The organism is Streptomyces sp. NPDC058464 (assembly GCF_042721035.1).
GTDB lineage: Bacteria > Actinomycetota > Actinomycetes > Streptomycetales > Streptomycetaceae > Streptomyces.
This window is the reverse complement of sequence record NZ_JBHXMA010000003.1, coordinates 104,895-122,929: the sequence shown is the minus strand read 5'-3', so window position 1 is coordinate 122,929 and position 18,035 is coordinate 104,895. Positions and strand designations below refer to the sequence as shown.

The window sequence follows — 18,035 nt, the reverse complement described above, 5'->3', positions numbered from 1 at the left end:
CGGCCTCGGCACCGCGAGCCGAGGTCAGCGCCCGGGTAAGAGAGCGGCGCGCAGCGCGCCCCGCACCACCCCGGCGCACCACGCCGGGAAATGCGAAGAAGTTCCGAAGGCTTGACTTTCTTTCCCCGGTGTAACTCTACGTAATACGCGTGTAATCCGCATTCGCTGTTTCACCCCAGTTCCCAGGGGGCGTCGCGCTCCCCGCCCACCTCGAAAGTCGCCCACAGCAACGGTCGCGCGTCATGCCCAAAACCGCTGAGACGCCTGAACGGATCATGCCGGGTCCTGCAGGTTCTCAGAATGCGGACGGGGCGAATCGGGCTCAATTCCTGCTTTCCCCCCACGCTGTACCGCTCTGCATTACCTCGTGTCATAACAAGAGCGTCACAGCCTTGGTCAAGCCCTCCTCCACGTTCCTCGCGCGCGCTTAGAGTCACGGCCAGTCACCGCTCCATGGGGAGTTCGGTACCGGCGCGGCACTCGTCGTTCCCTGCAAGGGGGCGCACTGCCCACGGAAAGGATCGATTGTGCGACAGCGTTCTCTGGTGATTCTTACCTCCGTTCTGACCACCGGAGCCCTGACCCTCACTGCCTGCGGCTCCCGCGACGACAACAGCAAGAGCAGCGACAGCGGCAACGTGACGGTCACGATCGGCGTCGACGCCCCTCTGACCGGCGCGAACTCCGCCACGGGTCTCGGCATCCAGTACGGCGCCCAGATCGCCGTCGACGACGCCAACAAGAACAAGACCGTCCCGGGCGTCACCTTCAAGATCAAGGCGCTGGACGACAAGGCGGTTCCGGCCACCGGCCAGCAGAACGCCACCCAGCTCGTCTCCGACACCAGCGTGCTCGGCGTCGTCGGCCCGCTCAACTCCGGTGTGGCCACGCAGATGCAGCAGGTCTTCGCCACCGCCAACCTGGTGGAGATCTCGCCGTCCAACACCAACCCCGAGCTGACGATGGGCAAGAACTGGCAGACCAGCCCGTCCCGCCCGTTCAAGACGTACTTCCGCACCGCGACCACCGACGCCCTCCAGGGCGCGTACGCGGCGGACTACGCCTACAACGTCGCCAAGAAGAAGAAGGCCTTCGTCGTCGACGACAAGCAGACCTACGGCGCGGGTCTGTCGAAGATCTTCTCGGAGCAGTTCGCCAAGCAGGGCGGCAAGGTCATCGGCACCGACCACGTCAACACCGGTGACCGTGACTTCTCGACCCTGGTCACGAAGATCAAGAACTCGGGCGCCGACATCCTCTACTACGGCGGCCAGTACGACGAGTCCGAGGTGCTGACCAAGCAGCTCAAGGCCGCCGGTGCCAAGATCCCGCTGTTCGGCGGCGACGGCATGTTCACCCCGACCTACATCAAGACGGCCGGCACGGCCTCCGAGGGCGACCTGGTGACCTCGATCGGCGTCCCGGTCGACACCCTGCCCGCCGCCAAGGACTTCGTGGACACCTACAAGGCCAAGAAGTACCCCGGCGACTACGGCACCTACGGCTCGTACTCCTACGACGCCACCACCGCGATCATCAAGGCCGTCGGCACCGTCGTGAAGGACGGCAAGATCCCCACCGACGCCCGCTCCCAGATCGTCAGCGCCGTCCAGAGCACCTCCTTCGAGGGCATCTCCGGCAAGATCGCGTTCGACCAGTACGGCGACACCACGAACAAGCAGCTGACCGTCTACAAGGTCGTCAGCGGTGAGTGGAAGTCCGTCCAGAGCGGCGTGGCCACCCCGAAGTAACCAGCCATAACCTCTCGCACCACCAGGGCCGCGCGGCGCAGACCAACCGTCACCGCGCGGCCCGCCTTCTACCGCCCCCCTGACTCTCCCCACCACATGGAGGCCATGCGGTGAACACCCTGCCGCAGCAGCTGGCCAACGGGCTGTTCCTCGGCTCGATGTACGGTCTGATCGCCATCGGCTACACGATGGTGTACGGCATCGTCCAGCTCATCAACTTCGCCCATGGCGAGATCTTCATGACCGGAGGCTTCGGCGCCCTCACGGTCTACCTTCTCCTGCCGGACGGCATATCCATGTGGGTAGCCCTGCCGGCGATGCTCATCGGCGGCGCTCTGGTCGCCGTGCTCATCGCCGTCGGCGCCGAACGCTTCGCCTACCGACCGCTGCGCGGCGCACCACGCCTCGCCCCGCTGATCACCGCGATCGGCCTGTCCCTCGCGCTGCAGCAGGCGGTCTTCAACTGGTACCACGTCGACGGCGACGCGAAGACCGCCCGGGTCTTCCCGCAGCTGCCGTTCGGCCCCCTGCACATCGGCTCCGTGACGGTGCAGAGCGGTGACATCTTCCTGATCATCGCCGCCCCGCTGTGCATGGCGATCCTCGCCCTGTTCGTCCGGCTCTCCCGCACCGGCCGCGCCATGCAGGCCACCGCCCAGGACCCGGACACCGCCCAGCTGATGGGCATCGACACCAACCGCATCATCGTCATCGCCTTCGCGATCGGCGGCTTCTTCGCGGCCGTGGCCGGTGTCTCGTACGGCCTCAAGTACGGCTCCGTCTCCTACGACATGGGCTTCATCGCCGGTCTGAAGGCGTTCACCGCGGCCGTCCTCGGCGGCATCGGCAACATCTACGGCGCCATGCTCGGCGGCCTCGTCCTCGGTATCGCCGAGGCCATGGCCACCGCCTACATCGCCAACGTCCCCGGCATGCAGCAGCTCGGCGGTGGCGGCTGGGCCTCCGTGTGGGCCTTCGTCCTGCTGATCCTCGTACTCCTCTTCAGACCACAGGGTCTGCTCGGCGAACGCGTCGCGGACAGGGCGTGAGCAGCATGACCGACACCACCAACTCCCCGGCCGCGGCGGAGCACGGGCCCGTCCCGCTGCCGCTGTCCGTCGCCCGGCTGCTCGTCGTCGTGGGCGCCGTGGGCACCATCGCCAGCACGTTCATGAGCTGGACCTGGACGTCCGAGTTCCCCGGCGACCTGACCGTCTACGGCTACCCGGCCGGCCTGCAGATCCTCGCCCTCGTGGGCGGCGCCCTGACCCTGCTGTTCGGGCTCACCCTGTGGGACGTCAGGGGGCTGCGCTGGCTGAACCCCGCGGGCGCCACCTCCCCGGTCTTCCTGACGGCCCTGTCGGCGTTCGCCGTCTGCTGGTTCACCGGCATCGCCATCGCCGTCGACCTCAACGGCCTGGTCAACCTGGACCCGGGCGCCTACGTGGCGATGGCGGCCTCCGCGCTGCCCGTCGTCGGCGCCCTCGCGCTGCCCCACCCGGCCCCCGGCACCGGCTTCCGCGGCTACCTGGCCAAGCCTCAGCAGCCCGCTCCGGCCAAGACGACACCGCTCGGCGAGCGCATCATCATCACGGTCGGCGTCGCGCTCGCCCTGGTGACCTTCACCTACGGCATCGGCATCGACAACGACGCGAGCGAGACCTTCATCGGCTACCTGCTGCTGCTCGTCTTCGCCGCCTGGGGCCTCATGCACACCGGCCTCGTCGACCGCTTCGCGACCACCGCGGCGCACCACAAGGGGTTCGCCTCGGCGCTCGCCTTCGTCGCCGCCGTGATCTTCCCCTTCACCCAGAGCGACGACCACAACGCCAACGTCGGCGTGAACATCCTGATCTTCGCCACCGTCGCCCTGGGCCTGAACATCGTCGTCGGCCTCACCGGTCTGCTCGACCTCGGTTACGTCGCGTTCCTCGGTGTCGGCGCCTACGCCGCCGCCCTGGTCTCCGGTTCCGAGTACTCCCGGTTCTCCGGTGTGCACTTCCCGTTCTGGGCCGCCGCCCTCACCGGCATGGCCGCCTCGCTGATCTTCGGTGTGCTGATCGGCGCGCCGACCCTGCGGCTGCGCGGCGACTACCTGGCCATCGTGACGCTCGGCTTCGGTGAGATCTTCCGCATCACCGTCAACAACCTCGACGGCGACTCCGGCCCGAACATCACCCGCGGCCCCAACGGCATCACCCAGATCCCGGACCTGAACATCTTCGGGTTCAACCTGGGCGACTCGCACAACATCCTCGGGCACACCCTGGGCAGGTTCGCCAACTACCTGTTCCTGATGCTCATCGTCACGGCGATCGTCGTGCTCGTCTTCACACGCGCCGCCGACTCCCGTATCGGCCGCTCCTGGATCGCCATCCGCGAGGACGAGACCGCCGCGACCGCCATGGGCATCAACGGCTTCCGCGTCAAGCTGATCGCCTTCGCCCTCGGCGCCTCCCTCGCGGGCCTCGCCGGCACGGTGATGGCACACGTGAACTACAGCGTGAACCCGCAGCCGTACCAGTTCGCCGGCGCCGCCCCGCCCAACTCGGCCTTCCTGCTGGCCGCCGTCGTCCTCGGCGGCATGGGCACCGTCAGCGGCCCGCTGCTCGGCGCGAGCGTGCTCTACCTGGTCCCGGAGAAGCTCCAGTTCCTCCAGAACTACGAGCTGTTCGCCTTCGGTATCGCGCTGATCGTGCTGATGCGGTTCCGGCCGGAGGGCATCATCGCCAACCGCCGCCGCCAGCTGGAGTTCCACGAGACCGGCCAGCTCGACGTACCCGCGCAGGAGACGCTGAGCGACGATCCGGCCGTCACCAAGGCAGGGGCGTAGGAACCATGACGACACCTGTACTCGAAGCCCGTGACGTCACGATGCGCTTCGGCGGCCTGACCGCCGTCCGCTCCGTCGACTTCACGGTCAACAGCGGCGAGATCGTCGGTCTGATCGGCCCGAACGGTGCCGGCAAGACCACCTTCTTCAACTGCCTCACCGGCCTGTACGTCCCCACCGAGGGCACGGTCTCGTACCAGGGCAAGGTGCTGCCGCCCAAGCCGCACCTGGTGACGCAGGCGGGCATCGCGCGGACGTTCCAGAACATCCGGCTCTTCGCCAACATGACCGTCCTGGAGAACGTCCTCGTGGGCCGCCACACGCGGACCAAGGAGGGCCTGTGGTCCGCGCTGCTGCGTGGTCCCGGCTTCCGCAAGGCCGAGAAGGAGTCCGAGGCGAAGGCCATGGAGCTCCTGGAGTTCATCGGCCTCGCCGCCAAGCGGGACCACCTCGCGCGCAACCTGCCCTACGGCGAGCAGCGCAAGCTGGAGATCGCGCGGGCGCTGGCCAGCGAGCCGGGCCTGCTGCTGCTCGACGAGCCGACGGCCGGCATGAACCCGCAGGAGACCCGCGCCACCGAGGAACTGGTCTTCGCCATCCGGGACAAGGGCATCGCCGTCCTCGTCATCGAGCACGACATGCGCTTCATCTTCAACCTGTGCGACCGGGTCGCCGTCCTCGTCCAGGGCGAGAAGCTCGTCGAGGGCACCTCCGACGTCGTACAGGCGGACGAGCGCGTCGTCGCCGCGTATCTGGGCGAACCCTTCGAGGGCGACCCCGGTCAGGCGGAGGCCGCCGAGGTCGAGGCCGCGGAGGCCGCGGACAGTGTCGAGGCGGACAGCACCACCAAGGGAGAGGCCCAGTGACCGCACTGCTGGAGGTCGAGGACCTCAGGGTCGCCTACGGCAAGATCGAGGCCGTCAAGGGCATCTCGTTCAGCGTCGAGGCCGGTCAGGTCGTGACCCTCATCGGCACCAACGGCGCCGGCAAGACCACGACCCTGCGTACCCTGTCGGGGCTGCTCAAGCCGGCCTCGGGCAGGGTCGTGTTCGACGGCAAGCCGCTCAGCGGGGTGCCGGCGCACAAGATCGTCGCGCTCGGGCTCGCCCACTCCCCCGAGGGCCGGCACATCTTCCCGCGCCTGACCATCGCCGAGAACCTGCAGCTCGGTGCCTTCCTCCGCAAGGACAAGGCGGGCATCGAGAGGGACATCCAGCGGGCCTACGACCTCTTCCCGATCCTGGGCGAGCGGCGCAAGCAGGCCGCGGGCACCCTCTCGGGCGGTGAGCAGCAGATGCTGGCGATGGGGCGCGCGCTGATGTCCCAGCCGAAGCTGCTGATGCTGGACGAGCCGTCCATGGGTCTGTCGCCGATCATGATGCAGAAGATCATGGCGACGATCGTGGAGCTGAAGTCGCAGGGAACAACGATTCTGCTCGTCGAGCAGAACGCGCAGGCGGCGCTGTCGCTGGCCGACCAGGGGCATGTGATGGAGGTCGGCAACATCGTGCTGTCGGGCAGCGGGCAGGATCTGCTGACCGATGAGTCGGTGCGGAAGGCCTACCTGGGCGAGGACTAGGTAGTCGGTCGTCTGACGGCTGGTGGGGGCTGGTCGCGCCCACGCGGCGGAGCCGCACATCGACAACAGCCCCGCGCCCCTTACGGGGCACTACAAAGGCCCGCGTCCCCTTCTCCGGGGCGCGGGCCTTGTCGTATGTCTGTCGTCTGTGCGGGTCAGCCCTTGCTGGACTTCTTCTCGTCGCTGTCCGCGATGACGGCCTCGGCGACCTGCTGCATCGACATGCGGCGGTCCATCGACGTCTTCTGGATCCAGCGGAACGCGGCCGGCTCGGTCAGGCCGTACTCGGTCTGGAGGATGGACTTCGCGCGGTCGACCAGCTTGCGGGTCTCCAGGCGCAGGGTGAGGTCGGCGACCTCCTGCTCCAGCTGCTTCAGCTCGGTGAAGCGGGAGACGGCCATCTCGATCGCCGGGACGACGTCGCTCTTGCTGAACGGCTTGACCAGGTACGCCATCGCGCCCGCGTCCCGGGCCCGCTCGACGAGGTCGCGCTGCGAGAAGGCGGTGAGCATCAGCACCGGGGCGATGGACTCCTCGGCGATCTTCTCGGCCGCCGAGATGCCGTCCAGCTTGGGCATCTTGACGTCGAGGATGACCAGGTCGGGGCGGTGCTCGCGGGCCAGCTCGACGGCCTGCTCGCCGTCACCGGCCTCACCGACGACCGTGTACCCCTCCTCCTCCAGCATCTCTTTCAGGTCGAGCCGGATCAGGGCCTCGTCCTCGGCGATGACGACACGGGTCGTCATCGGAGGCACGTGCGACTTGTCGTCGGGTGCGTCGACTGGCTGGGGCGACTCGGCGGCGGTCACGGGGGCTCCTCGTTCAGGGCAGGGGTACTGCTGACAAGAGCCTACCTAGCTACGGTATGGTGGACGCGCGGAGGGTCGGGGATCACCTTTGATTCTTCGAGCCCCGGTAGCCCAATTGGCAGCAGGCAACGGATTCAAAACCCGTACAGTGTCGGTTCGAGTCCGACCCGGGGCACTTTTCCTTGGATTCCAAGGTCGCGATTATTGCGTGGCCGAAGGGCCCCTCCGCCGGGCGGAGGGGCCCTTCGCGCGTTACTTGGGGCTGTCGTCCTCACCGATGTGGTGGACCCGGACCATGTTGGTCGAGCCGGAGACACCGGGCGGGGAACCCGCCGTGATGACCACGATGTCGCCCTTCTGGCAGCGGCCGTACTTCAGCAGCAGCTCGTCCACCTGGTCGACCATCTTGTCCGTCGAGTCGACGTGCGGGCCGAGGAGGGTCTCGACGCCCCAGGTGAGGTTGAGCTGGGAGCGGGTGGCCGGTTCCGGGGTGAAGGCCAGCAGCGGGATCGGCGAGCGGTAGCGGGAGAGCCGGCGGACCGTGTCTCCCGACTCGGTGAACGCGACGAGGAACTTCGCGTTCAGGAAGTCGCCCATCTCGGCGGCGGCCCGGGCCACCGCGCCGCCCTGGGTGCGGGGCTTGTTGCTCTCGGTCAGCGGCGGCAGGCCCTTGGCGAGGATGTCCTCCTCGGCCGCCTCGACGATCTTCGCCATGGTACGGACGGTCTCGATCGGGTACTTGCCGACGCTGGTCTCGCCGGAGAGCATCACCGCGTCCGTGCCGTCGATGACCGCGTTGGCGACGTCGGAGGCCTCGGCGCGGGTGGGGCGGGAGTTCTCGATCATCGAGTCGAGCATCTGGGTGGCGACGATGACCGGCTTGGCGTTGCGCTTGGCGAGCTTGATCGCGCGCTTCTGGACGATCGGCACCTGCTCCAGCGGCATCTCCACGCCCAGGTCGCCGCGGGCGACCATGATGCCGTCGAAGGCGGCCACGATCCCGTCGATGTTCTCGACGGCCTGCGGCTTCTCGACCTTGGCGATCACGGGAAGGCGGCGGCCCTCCTCGGCCATGATGCGGTGGACGTCCTCGATGTCCCGGCCGCTGCGCACGAAGGACAGGGCGATCACGTCGACGCCGGTGCGCAGCGCCCACCGCAGGTCGGCCTCGCCCTTGTCGGACAGCGCCGGGACGGAGACCGCGACCCCGGGGAGGTTCAGGCCCTTGTGGTCGGAGACCATGCCGCCCTCGACCACCGTGGTGTGCACGCGGGGGCCGTCGACGTGGGTGACCTCCAGGCAGACCTTGCCGTCGTCGACGAGGACGCGCTCACCGGGAGTGACGTCACCGGCCAGGCCCGTGTACGTCGTACCGCACTGGTGCCGGTCGCCCTCGGCACCCTCCTCCACCGTGATGACGAAGGCGTCACCGCGTTCGAGGAGTACGGGGCCTTCGGTGAAGCGGCCGAGCCGGATCTTCGGGCCTTGAAGGTCGGCGAGGATCCCGATGCTGCGGCCGGACTCGTCGGAGGCCTTGCGGACACGCTGGTAACGCTCCTCGTGCTCGGCGTGGGTGCCGTGGCTGAGGTTGAGTCGGGCGACGTCCATTCCGGCCTCGACCAGGGCCTTGATCTGGTCGTACGAGTCGGTGGCGGGCCCCAGAGTACAAACGATCTTTGCTCGGCGCATGCTTCGAGCCTAGGCCTTACCGGCGGGTAGAGAATTGGTCGCACATGACGACCCAACAACCTTTGCGTGAAGGCATATTGACAAGTGTTGAATTGTGCGGCACCCCGCTCCTATGAGCATCTCGCACTTGTTGAATACAGCGTGATCACTGTCGCCATTCGATATTCCGAACGCGTTTTCCCGGAGTCACGACCGCGGCGAGTCACAGCCGCGGCGGCGCCATGGTGAAATGCGCACCGACCCGAGCGGTGACACGCAGTCGCGGAGGCTCCAGATCGAGGGGTTCGGCGGCCTCCGCGAAGTCGGCGGCCCTGGCCATCCGGCGGACCCCGCGGTCGAAGCCCGCCCGGTACGGCTCCTCCCCCTCGGCGCCGGTGTCGGCGAGCTCGACCAGGGCGGCGAGGGAGGTGCCGAGGGCGCTCGCGTACTCGCGGGCGCGCTGGACCGCGTCGGCGACCGCGCGCCGTCGGGCCTCGCCGTGCACGGACGAGTCCGGGCGCAGCGACCACCAGGGGCCGTCGACCCGGGTCAGCTCCAAGTCCGCGAGCCGGGTGACGAGTTCGCCGAGGACGGTGAAGTCGGTGAACTCCGCGGTGAGCTGGACCCTTCCCTGGTAGCTGCGGACGCGCTCGCCCCGGCCGCGCTCGGCGAGTTCGGGGGCGACGGAGAAGACCCCGGTCGACAGCCGGGCCACCGCTTCGCCGTACGACTTGATCAGGTCGAGGGCGGCGGCGTTGCGGCGGGTCAGGTCGTCCAGCGTCGAACGGCGGTCCCGGCCCCGGGCGCTGACCATGACGGCGATCCGGGCCAGTTCGGGCTCGACCTCCAGCTCGGCCTCGCCGTGCACGACGAGGAGCGGGGCGTCGGGCGTGCCGGCCGTCCGGCGCTCCCCGGGCGAGGACGAGGGTGAGGTCATACGTCCCACTCTGTCACGCCATCCCCGCTTGTGCGCCCCGGAGTTCACCGCGCGGGTCACCAGATCGAAACCTCCCGGACCTGTTGCCGTCAGTCATGCCCAGGACAGAATCTACGCGCGTCGTTGACCGAATCTCGAGGAGATCAAGACATGCCCTTGAACCGCCGGAAGTTCCTGGAGAAGTCCGCCGCCACCGGAGCGGGAGTGGCGATCGCCGGCGCGGCGGCGGCCCCGGCGCAGGCCGCACCGGCTGCCGCGACCCACACCAAGCAGCCCAAGCGGTACTCCCTCACCGTCATGGGCACCACCGACCTGCACGGGCACGTCTTCAACTGGGACTACTTCAAGGACGCGGAGTACTCCGACAAGGCCGGCAACGCGATGGGCCTGGCGCGCATCTCGACCCTGGTGAACCAGGTGCGTGCCGCGAAGGGCCGGTGCAACACCCTGCTCCTTGACGCCGGTGACACCATCCAGGGCACCCCGCTGACGTACTACTACGCCAAGGTCGACCCGATCACCGCCAAGGGCGGCCCGGTGCACCCGATGGCGCAGGCCATGAACGCGATCGGGTACGACGCGGCGGCGCTCGGCAACCACGAGTTCAACTACGGCATCGAGACCCTGCGCAAGTTCGAGGACCAGCTGCGCTTCCCGCTGCTCGGCGCCAACGCGGTCGACGCGAAGACCCTGAAGCCGGCCTTCCCGCCCTACTTCATCAAGAAGTTCCACGTCCCGGGCGCCCCGCCGGTCAAGGTCGCCGTCCTCGGCCTGACCAACCCGGGCATCGCGATCTGGGACAAGGCCTACGTCCAGGGCAAGCTGGCCTTCCCGGGCCTGGAGGAGCAGGCCGCGAAGTGGGTGCCGAAGCTGAAGGCGATGGGCGCCGACGTGGTCGTGGTCTCGGCCCACTCCGGCTCGTCGGGCACCTCCTCCTACGGCGACCAGGTGCCGTACGTCGAGAACGCGGCCGCGAACGTCGCCCGGCAGGTGCCGGGCATCGACGCGATCCTGGTCGGCCACGCGCACGTGGAGATCCCGGAGCTGAAGATCGTCAACGAGGCCACCGGAAAGACCGTCGTCCTCTCCGAACCGCTCTGCTACGCCGAGCGCCTCACCCTCTTCGACATCGAGCTGGTGTTCGGCAAGGGCAGCTGGGAGGTGGAGTCGGTCGCGGCCTCGCTGCTGAACTCCAACACGGTCGCCGACGACCCGAAGATCACCAGGCTGCTCTCCGACGAGCACGCCAAGGTCGTCGCGTACGTCAACCAGGTCGTCGGCTCCGCGACCGAGACCCTGACCACGGTCGAGGCCCGCTACCAGGACGCCCCGATCATCGACCTGATCACCAAGGTCCAGGAGGACGTGGTCAAGGCGGCCCTGGCCGGCACGGAGTACGCCGCGCTGCCGGTGATCGCACAGGCCTCGCCGTTCTCGCGGACCTCCGAGATCCCGGCCGGCAAGGTGACCATCCGGGACCTGTCCAGCCTCTACGTGTACGACAACACGCTGGTCGCCAAGCTGATGACGGGCGCGCAGATCCGGGCGTACCTGGAGTACTCGGCGGAGTACTTCGTCCGGACGGCCGCCGACGCGACCGTCGACGTGGAGAAGCTGACGAACGCCAACAACCGTCCGGACTACAACTACGACTACGTCTCCGGCCTCCGGTACGAGATCGACATCGCGCAGGCGGCCGGGGCGCGGATCAGGAACCTGACCTACAACGGCGCCGCCCTCGACGACGCGCAGCAGTTCGTCCTCGCGGTGAACAACTACCGCGCCAACGGCGGTGGTGCGTTCCCGTACGTCGCCTCGGCGAAGGAGCTGTGGTCGGAGTCGACGGAGATCCGCACCCGGATCGCGGAGTGGGTGACCGCCAAGGGTGTCCTGGACCCGAAGGACTTCGCGTCGGTGGACTGGAGGCTGACCCGCGAAGGGACGCCGGTGTTCTGAGCGGTCCCGGAGGGCGCCGGGCCGGGGACCGGCGCCCTTGGGTCAGTCGATGAAGCGCTCGGTCGACGAAGCGCTCAGTCCACGAGCGGGGTGAGCTGCCTCGGCTGCTGCTGCGCCGGGACCCGCTCCTCCGGCCGCTCCAGGCCGAAGCTGGTGAAGGCGGTGCGGGCGGGCAGCGGGTAGGGGTCCTTGCCGGTCAGGGTGTTGAGGATGCTGGCGCTGCGCCAGGCGGCCAGGCCCAGGTCCGGGGTGCCGACGCCATGGGTGTGGAGCTCGGCGTTCTGGACGTACGCCGCCCCGGTCACCGACGGGTCGAGGACGAGCCGGAACCGCTCGTCCACGCGCGGGCGTTCGCCGCTGTCCCGGCGCAGATAGGGGTCGAGTCCGGCGAGCAGGCGGCCGAGGGGCCGTTCGCGGTAGCCGGTGGCCAGGACGACGGCGTCGGTGGTGAGCCGGGAGCGGGTGCCCTGCTGGACGTGTTCGAGGTGGAGCTCGACCTTGGTGGTGGCGACGCGTCCGGCGGTGCGGACCTGGACGCCGGGGGTCAGGACGGCATCGGGCCAGCCGCCGTGCAGCGTACGGCGGTACAGCTCGTCGTGGATGGCGGCGATGGTGTCGGTGTCGATGCCCCGGTGCAGCTGCCACTGGGCGGAGACGACCCGGTCCCGGACGGGCTCGGCGAGGGCGTGGAAGTAGCGGGTGTAGTCGGGGGTGAAGTGCTCCAGGCCGAGCTTGGAGTACTCCATGGGCGCGAACGCCTCGCCCCGCCCGATCCAGTGCAGCTTCTCGCGGCCGGCGGGCCGGTGGCGCAGCAGGTCGAGGAAGACCTCGGCGCCGGACTGCCCGGAGCCCACGACGGTGACGTGCTCGGCGGCGAGGAAGGCCTCGCGGTGGTCGAGGTAGTCGGCCGCGTGGACGACCGGGACGATCGGGGACTCCACGAGGGGCTTGAGCGGATCGGGCACGTAGGGGACGGTCCCGACCCCGAGCACGACGTTCTTCGTGTACGTGCGGCCGAGGGACTCGGCCTCGCCGTCCGCGTCGAGGCGGGTGAAGTCGACCTCGAAGAGATCGCGTTCGGAGTTCCAGCGGACGGCGTCGACCTGGTGGGAGAAGCGCAGTCCGGGCAGGCTCTCGGCGACCCAGCGGCAGTACGCGTCGTACTCGGCGCGCTGGATGTGGAAGCGCTCGGCGAAGTAGAAGGGGAAGAGCCGGTCGCGCGCCTTGAGGTAGTTGAGGAACGACCAGGGGCTGGCGGGGTCGGCGAGGGTCACCAGATCGGCGAGGAACGGGACCTGGATGGTGGCGCCGTCGATCAGCAGCCCCGGGTGCCAGTCGAAGCCCGGACGCTGCTCGTAGAAGACGGCGTCGAGTTCGGCGAGCGGGTGGGCGAGCGCGGCAAGGGAGAGGTTGAACGGTCCGATGCCGATGCCGACCAGGTCGCGGGGTGCTTCGGGCTCGTGGTGTGGGGGGTTGGTCATCTGGGGGAGGTTCCTTCCACGAGTTTCAGGAGGAGGGCCAGTTCGTCCGGCCGCGTGTGGGGGTTGAGCAAGGTGGCCTTGAGCCAGAGCCGGCCGTCGAGCCGGGCCCGGCCGAGTACCGCCCGGCCGTCGTGCAGCAGCCTGCGCCGTACGGCGGCGACGTCGTCGTCGGTGGCTCCGGTGGGGCGGAACAGCACCGTGCTGATGTTCGGCCGGTCGTAGAGCTCGAAGCCGGGATGCTCGCGGACCAGGGCGGCGAAGTCCCGCGCCCGTGCGCACACCTGGTCGACCAGCGCGCCGAGTCCGGTGCGGCCCAGGGTCTTGAGGGTGACCGCGATCTTGAGGACGTCGGGGCGCCGGGTGGTGCGCAGGGAGCGGCCGAGCAGGTCGGGGTAGCCGGCCTCGGTGTCGTCGTCGGCGTTGAGGTAGTCGGCGTGCTGGTGGAGCACGCCGAGCTCGGCCGGGCGGGCGACGGCGAGGAGTCCGGCGGCGACCGGCTGCCAGCCGAGTTTGTGCAGGTCGAGGGTGACGCTGTGGGCGCGCTCCAGGCCGGCGAGCTTGTCCCGGTGCCGGTCGCTGAAGGCGAGGCCGCCCCCGTAGGCGGCGTCGACGTGCAGCCGGGCGCCGTGGGCGGCGCAGAGCCCGGCGATCTCGGGGAGGGGGTCGACGAGCCCGGCGTCGGTGGTGCCGGCGGTGGCGGCGACCAGCAGGGGCCGGGGCAGGCGGGTGAGGGCGTCGTGGAGGGCGGCCGGGTCGAGGGTGCCGTTCGGGGCGGGGACCACGACGGGGTCGGGCAGGCCGAGCAGCCAGGCTGCGCGGGGCAGCGAGTGGTGGGCGTTGGCCCCGCAGACCAGCTGGATGCCGCCGCCGGAGGCCTCGCGGGCCAGCAGCAGGGCCAGCTGGTTCGACTCGGTGCCGCCGGTGGTGACCACCGCGTCGGAGAGGCCGATGGTGTGCGCGAGGGTGCGGGTGACCAGGGCTTCCAGGGCGGAGGCGGCCGGGGCCTGGTCCCAGGAGTCCAGGGAGGGGTTGAGGGCGCTCGCGGCGAGGTCGGCGGCGGTGGCGACGGCCAGCGGCGGGCAGTGCAGATGCGCCGCGCACAGCGGGTCGGCGGGGTCGGCGGCGCCCTCGGCGAGGGCGGTCACCAGAGTGCGCAGGGCGTCGGGGTCGCCGTCGTCGGGGAGTACGTCCCCCACGGCGTCCGCGATCCGCTCGGCCACCGTCTCCGGACCGCCCGCGGGCAGCGGCCCGCCGCGCGCCCGGCCGCCCTCGCGCAGCGCGTCGAGCACGGTGTCCAGCAGGGGCCGCAGGGCGTCGGGGCCCTGGGGTCCGGATGCGAGAGGCGGCGTGCTCATGGGCTCTCCTCGGGGCGCTGGCCGAAAAGGGGTGTTCGAAGGGGGTTGTCCGCAGCGGGTTGTCCGCAGGGGGAGTTCCAGCTTGTACGGGATTGGGTCTGCGCGTCCCCAAAGCCCAACGATCGGAACCCGAAAGTGGGTACTGCCGTGCGGGGAAAACCTGTCGGGGCGGTGCGCCCCGGGCGCGTCGGAGCAAGCGGTGAAAGGGCGTTGAGGCCGGGGCTGACCGGGATTAACGTCGGTCGCGTGGTTGACGCGTGGATGATCGACGTGCCCGGTGAGCGGGTGCTGGTGCGGGAGCCGCGGCCCGCGGACGAGGTGCCGCTGCTGGACCTCTTCGAGGCCTGCGAGGACTGGTTCGTGGCGGCGACCGGGCTGCCGTCCGGGCCGGGCGACGTGCAGAGCCTGTTCTACGGGCTGCCCGAGGGCGCCGACCCCGGCGACAAGGTGCTGCTGGTGCTGGAGCGGGACGGGGTCGTCTCGGGCCTGGTGGACGCGGTACGGAACCATCCGGTGCCCGGCGCGGTCACGGTGGGGCTGTTCCTGCTGGCGCCCTGGGCACGCGGCCGGGGCCTCGGGCGGGCGCTGGCCGAGTCGCTGCTCGCGCATGCCGAGGGGGTGTCCCTGGTGACGGCGTCGGTGCCGCCGGGCTGGCGCTCCGGGGAGTGCTTCCTGGAGCGCCTGGGCTTCACGCTGGGCGCGGAGACGCCCAGGACGGCCGAGGTGGGCAACCGGCGCGCGGGGCCGCGGGAGGGCGGGCTGCGCCGGGCCGAGCTGCGACCGGCCGCGGGCTGACGGGCCCGGTCGGGCACGGGCGAGCCCTCGGGGCCGGACCGGCCGTCTCGGGGACGCGGACGGGTTCTTGCACGGGCTCCCTCGTGCGGGGCCGCCCGCATGGGCTCCCGCACGGGCTGTCCGTCGGCGACGCGGCGCGCGACGAGGCGTGCCGAGGCCTGCGCCGAGAGCATGACCGGCGGCCGGCTCCCGCATCGTCGCCGGGAACCAGCCGCGCCCGTGTCGTCCGACGTCCGCCGCCCTACGCCTCGCGGACCCGCAACGCCCTTTCCAGGTCGTCCAGTTCGTCGATCAGGCGGCGGCGCAGGGCCGTGACCGGCTCGGCCTCGTCCAGGCAGGCCCGGCCCAGGGCGAGGTTCTCGGCGTCGACGGCGTGGGCGGGGAAGGCCTGCCGGCCGGTGACCGTGGCGATGCGGGGACCGCGCCGGGCGGCGACGGCGACGGCGTCCTGGTAGTAGCGCGGCACGTAGTCGCGGACCAGGTCGGCCTGTTCGGGGTGCCAGAAGCCCTCGGCGGTGGCCGTGAACAGGTAGTTGGACAGCTCGTCGCCGCCGAACATCGCCTCCCAGGCGGTGCGCTTGGCCTCGGGGTCGGGCAGCGCGGCCCGGCAGCGGGCGGCGCCTTCCTGGCCGCTGGCGCTGGGGTCGCGGGCCAGCTCGGCGGCGATCCGGTCCTCGTCGACGGCGCCGAGGACGGCGAGCCGGCCCAGGACGCGCCAGCGCAGCTCGGGGTCGAGCTCCGGGCCGCCGGGCACGGTGCCCTCGGCGAGCCAGGCGGCGATGGTGTCGGGATGGGCGGCGGCGGCGATGAAGTGCCGTACGGCGATCAGGCGCAGCCCGGGGTTGTCGCCGTCCTCGGTGCGCCGGATGAGGTCGCGGCACAGGGCGGAGACGGTGGCGAGGGCGGCCGGGCGGTCCTCGGGCCTGAGGTAGCGGTCGACGACGTGGACCGCGGTGAAGCCCAGCACGCCCTGGACGAGGGCGAGGTCGGTCTCGTGCGGGAGGTGGGCGCGGGCGGCCTCCAGGTAGGCGGCGGGCGAGAGTTCCCCGTCGCGGACGGCGTCCCGCAGGGCGTTCCAGACCACCGCGCGGGTCAGCGGGTCGGGCAGGCCCGACAGGTGGGCCCGGACGGTCTCGGCGGACCCGGCGTCGAAGCGGACCTTGGCGTAGGTCAGGTCGCCCTCGTTGAGCACGAGCAGGGCGGGGCGCTTGCCCAGGGCCTGGGGGGCGGTCTGCGGGATGTCGAGGTCGATGCGCTCGCGCAGGGTGAGCCGGCCCTCGTCGAGGTCCTGGTCGTAGACGCCGACGCAGATGCGGTGCGGGCGGCTGCCGGTGCGCTCGACGGTGAGGGTGCGGGTGCCGTCGGCGGCGGTGGCCAGGACCGGGGTGAGGGTGTCGACGCCGGTGGTGCGCAGCCAGGTGTCGGCCCAGGCGTGCACGTCGCGTTCGGTGGCGGAGGCGAGGGAGTCGATGAAGTCCGCGAGGGTGGCGTTGCCGAACCGGTGCCGCTGGAAGTGGATGTTGATGCCGGCCAGGAAGTCCTTCTCGCCCATCCAGGCGACCAGCTGGCGGAGCGCGGAGGCGCCCTTGGCGTAGGAGATGCCGTCGAAGTTGAGCAGGGCGGCGGCGGTGTCGTCGACGGCCTCCGGGGCCACCGGGTGGGTGGAGGGGCGCTGGTCGGCGTCGTAGCCCCAGGCCTTGCGGGCCACCCCGAAGTCGACCCAGGTGTCGGTGAAGCGGGTGGCCTCGGTGAGGGTCTGGTAGCCCATGTACTCGGCGAACGACTCGTTCAGCCAGATGTCGTCCCACCACCTGAGGGTGACGAGGTCGCCGAACCACATGTGGGCCATCTCGTGGGCGATGACCATGGCGCGGGTCTGCCGCTCGGTGTCGGTGACGGCGGAGCGGTAGACGAACTCGTCGCGGAAGGTGACCAGCCCCGGGTTCTCCATGGCGCCGGCGTTGAACTCGGGGACGAACGCCTGGTCGTAGGAGTCGAAGGGGTAGGGCTCCTCGAACTTCTCGTGGTAGCGGTCGTAGCACGCGCGCGTGATGTCGAGGAGCTCCTCGGCGTCGGCGTCGAGGTGGGGTGCGAGGGAGCGGCGGCAGTGGATGCCGAAGGGCAGTCCGCGGTGCTCGGTGCGCACGGAGTGCCAGGGTCCGGCGGCGACGGCGACCAGGTAGGTGGAGATCAGCGGGGTGGCGGCGGCCCGCCAGCGGCCCTCGCCGAGGTGCTCGGTGACGCCGTTGGCGAGCACCGTCCAGCCCTCGGGGGCGGTCACGGACAGCTCGAAGACGGCCTTCAGGTCGGGCTGGTCGAAGGCGGCGAAGACGCGCTGCACGTCGTCCATGAAGAGCTGGGTGTAGACGTACGTCGCGTCGTCCGAGGGGTCGGTGAAGCGGTGCATGCCCTCGCCGGTGCGCGAGTAGCGCATGGTGGCCTCGACGCGCAGCTCGTGCTCGCCCGCGGTGAGGTTCTTCAGGGGCAGCCGGTCCTGGTCCAGCGTCCCGGGGTCGAGGGGCTGTCCGTCGAGGGTGACGGCGCGCAGTTCGACGGGCTTCATCTCGACGAACGTGTCGCCGTCGGATCGGGCCGTGAACCTGATCACGGTGCGGGAGTCGAAGGTCTCGTCCCCGGTGGTCAGGTCGAGGTCGATCGTGTAGCGGTGGACGTCGAGGAGCTCGGCGCGGCTCTGCGCTTCGTCGCGAGTCAGTACGGACATGCGGGCCATGCTGCCCGATGACACTGACATCGCACAGGGGCGGGAGCGGTACGCGGCTTATGTCCGGCCCGGGGTCGTGGGGTCGCACGAGGCGGACCCGGGGCGGACCCGGGGCGGACCTGGCGGGCGCCGCTCTGCGCCTGGAGCAC

General features: G+C 70.3%; 13 protein-coding genes and 1 tRNA gene. 8 read left to right on the top strand and 6 right to left on the bottom strand.

Annotated elements, in window-relative coordinates; all coding sequences use genetic code 11:
* Positions 1–542 precede the first annotated feature (542 nt).
* The 5 genes from ACFWPQ_RS05650 (at position 543) to ACFWPQ_RS05630 (ending at position 6,163) form a co-directional block, all read left to right on the top strand.
* Positions 543–1,751: a branched-chain amino acid ABC transporter substrate-binding protein gene (locus ACFWPQ_RS05650; protein WP_361284609.1), complete on the top strand. Its 1,209-nt coding sequence runs from the start codon at positions 543–545 to the stop codon at positions 1,749–1,751.
* A gap of 110 nt (positions 1,752–1,861) precedes the next feature.
* Positions 1,862–2,800: a branched-chain amino acid ABC transporter permease gene (locus ACFWPQ_RS05645; RefSeq protein ID WP_361283835.1), complete on the top strand. Its 939-nt coding sequence runs from the start codon at positions 1,862–1,864 to the stop codon at positions 2,798–2,800.
* Positions 2,801–2,805: 5 nt separating this feature from the next.
* Entirely contained in the window at positions 2,806–4,584 is a 1,779-nt protein-coding gene (locus ACFWPQ_RS05640; protein ID WP_384030729.1) for a branched-chain amino acid ABC transporter permease, read from the top strand.
* Between the two features lie 5 nt (positions 4,585–4,589).
* The gene (locus ACFWPQ_RS05635; protein ID WP_361283832.1) at positions 4,590–5,450 is read left to right on the top strand and encodes an ABC transporter ATP-binding protein; all 861 of its coding nucleotides are present in this window, start codon (positions 4,590–4,592) and stop codon (positions 5,448–5,450) included.
* The gene (locus ACFWPQ_RS05630) at positions 5,447–6,163 is read left to right on the top strand and encodes an ABC transporter ATP-binding protein (RefSeq protein WP_361283829.1); all 717 of its coding nucleotides are present in this window, start codon (positions 5,447–5,449) and stop codon (positions 6,161–6,163) included. Before ACFWPQ_RS05635 ends, ACFWPQ_RS05630 begins: the two co-directional genes overlap by 4 nt.
* Positions 6,164–6,318: 155 nt before the next feature.
* Here ACFWPQ_RS05630 and ACFWPQ_RS05625 read toward each other — a convergent pair whose 3' ends face one another.
* The gene (locus ACFWPQ_RS05625) at positions 6,319–6,972 is read right to left on the bottom strand and encodes a response regulator (RefSeq protein ID WP_361283826.1); all 654 of its coding nucleotides are present in this window, start codon (positions 6,970–6,972) and stop codon (positions 6,319–6,321) included.
* Positions 6,973–7,072: 100 nt separating this feature from the next.
* Between ACFWPQ_RS05625 and ACFWPQ_RS05620 the strand changes: the two genes are divergently transcribed.
* Positions 7,073–7,147 (top strand) — tRNA-Leu (locus ACFWPQ_RS05620).
* Between the two features lie 77 nt (positions 7,148–7,224).
* On the opposite strand, the gene pyk is transcribed toward ACFWPQ_RS05620, so the two are convergent.
* Together pyk and ACFWPQ_RS05610 are read right to left on the bottom strand one after the other, a co-directional pair.
* Positions 7,225–8,661, bottom strand: a complete 1,437-nt coding sequence (pyk, locus tag ACFWPQ_RS05615; protein ID WP_384030268.1) for a pyruvate kinase — start codon at positions 8,659–8,661, stop codon at positions 7,225–7,227.
* 202 nt (positions 8,662–8,863) lie between these two features.
* Complete coding sequence (locus tag ACFWPQ_RS05610; RefSeq protein WP_384030266.1) at positions 8,864–9,577, bottom strand: SIMPL domain-containing protein; 714 nt, start codon at positions 9,575–9,577, stop codon at positions 8,864–8,866.
* Between the two features lie 150 nt (positions 9,578–9,727).
* On the opposite strand from ACFWPQ_RS05610, the gene ACFWPQ_RS05605 reads away from it, so the two are divergent.
* Positions 9,728–11,533 (top strand): bifunctional metallophosphatase/5'-nucleotidase, encoded by a 1,806-nt coding sequence (locus ACFWPQ_RS05605; protein WP_384030264.1) that lies wholly within the window; start codon positions 9,728–9,730, stop codon positions 11,531–11,533.
* Between the two features lie 74 nt (positions 11,534–11,607).
* Here the strand turns inward: ACFWPQ_RS05605 and ACFWPQ_RS05600 are convergent, their stop codons facing one another.
* Together ACFWPQ_RS05600 and ACFWPQ_RS05595 are read right to left on the bottom strand one after the other, a co-directional pair.
* Entirely contained in the window at positions 11,608–13,014 is a 1,407-nt protein-coding gene (locus ACFWPQ_RS05600; RefSeq protein ID WP_384030262.1) for a lysine N(6)-hydroxylase/L-ornithine N(5)-oxygenase family protein, read from the bottom strand.
* Positions 13,011–14,369, bottom strand: coding sequence for a pyridoxal phosphate-dependent decarboxylase family protein (locus tag ACFWPQ_RS05595; RefSeq protein ID WP_384030260.1), 1,359 nt, complete (start codon positions 14,367–14,369; stop codon positions 13,011–13,013). Before ACFWPQ_RS05595 ends, ACFWPQ_RS05600 begins: the two co-directional genes overlap by 4 nt.
* Positions 14,370–14,615: 246 nt before the next feature.
* Between ACFWPQ_RS05595 and ACFWPQ_RS05590 the strand changes: the two genes are divergently transcribed.
* On the top strand, positions 14,616–15,164 hold the full coding sequence (locus ACFWPQ_RS05590) for a GNAT family N-acetyltransferase (protein ID WP_384030258.1): 549 nt from the start codon (positions 14,616–14,618) through the stop codon (positions 15,162–15,164).
* A gap of 241 nt (positions 15,165–15,405) precedes the next feature.
* Here ACFWPQ_RS05590 and pepN read toward each other — a convergent pair whose 3' ends face one another.
* Entirely contained in the window at positions 15,406–17,886 is a 2,481-nt protein-coding gene (pepN, locus tag ACFWPQ_RS05585) for an aminopeptidase N (protein ID WP_384030256.1), read from the bottom strand.
* Positions 17,887–18,035 lie beyond the last annotated feature (149 nt).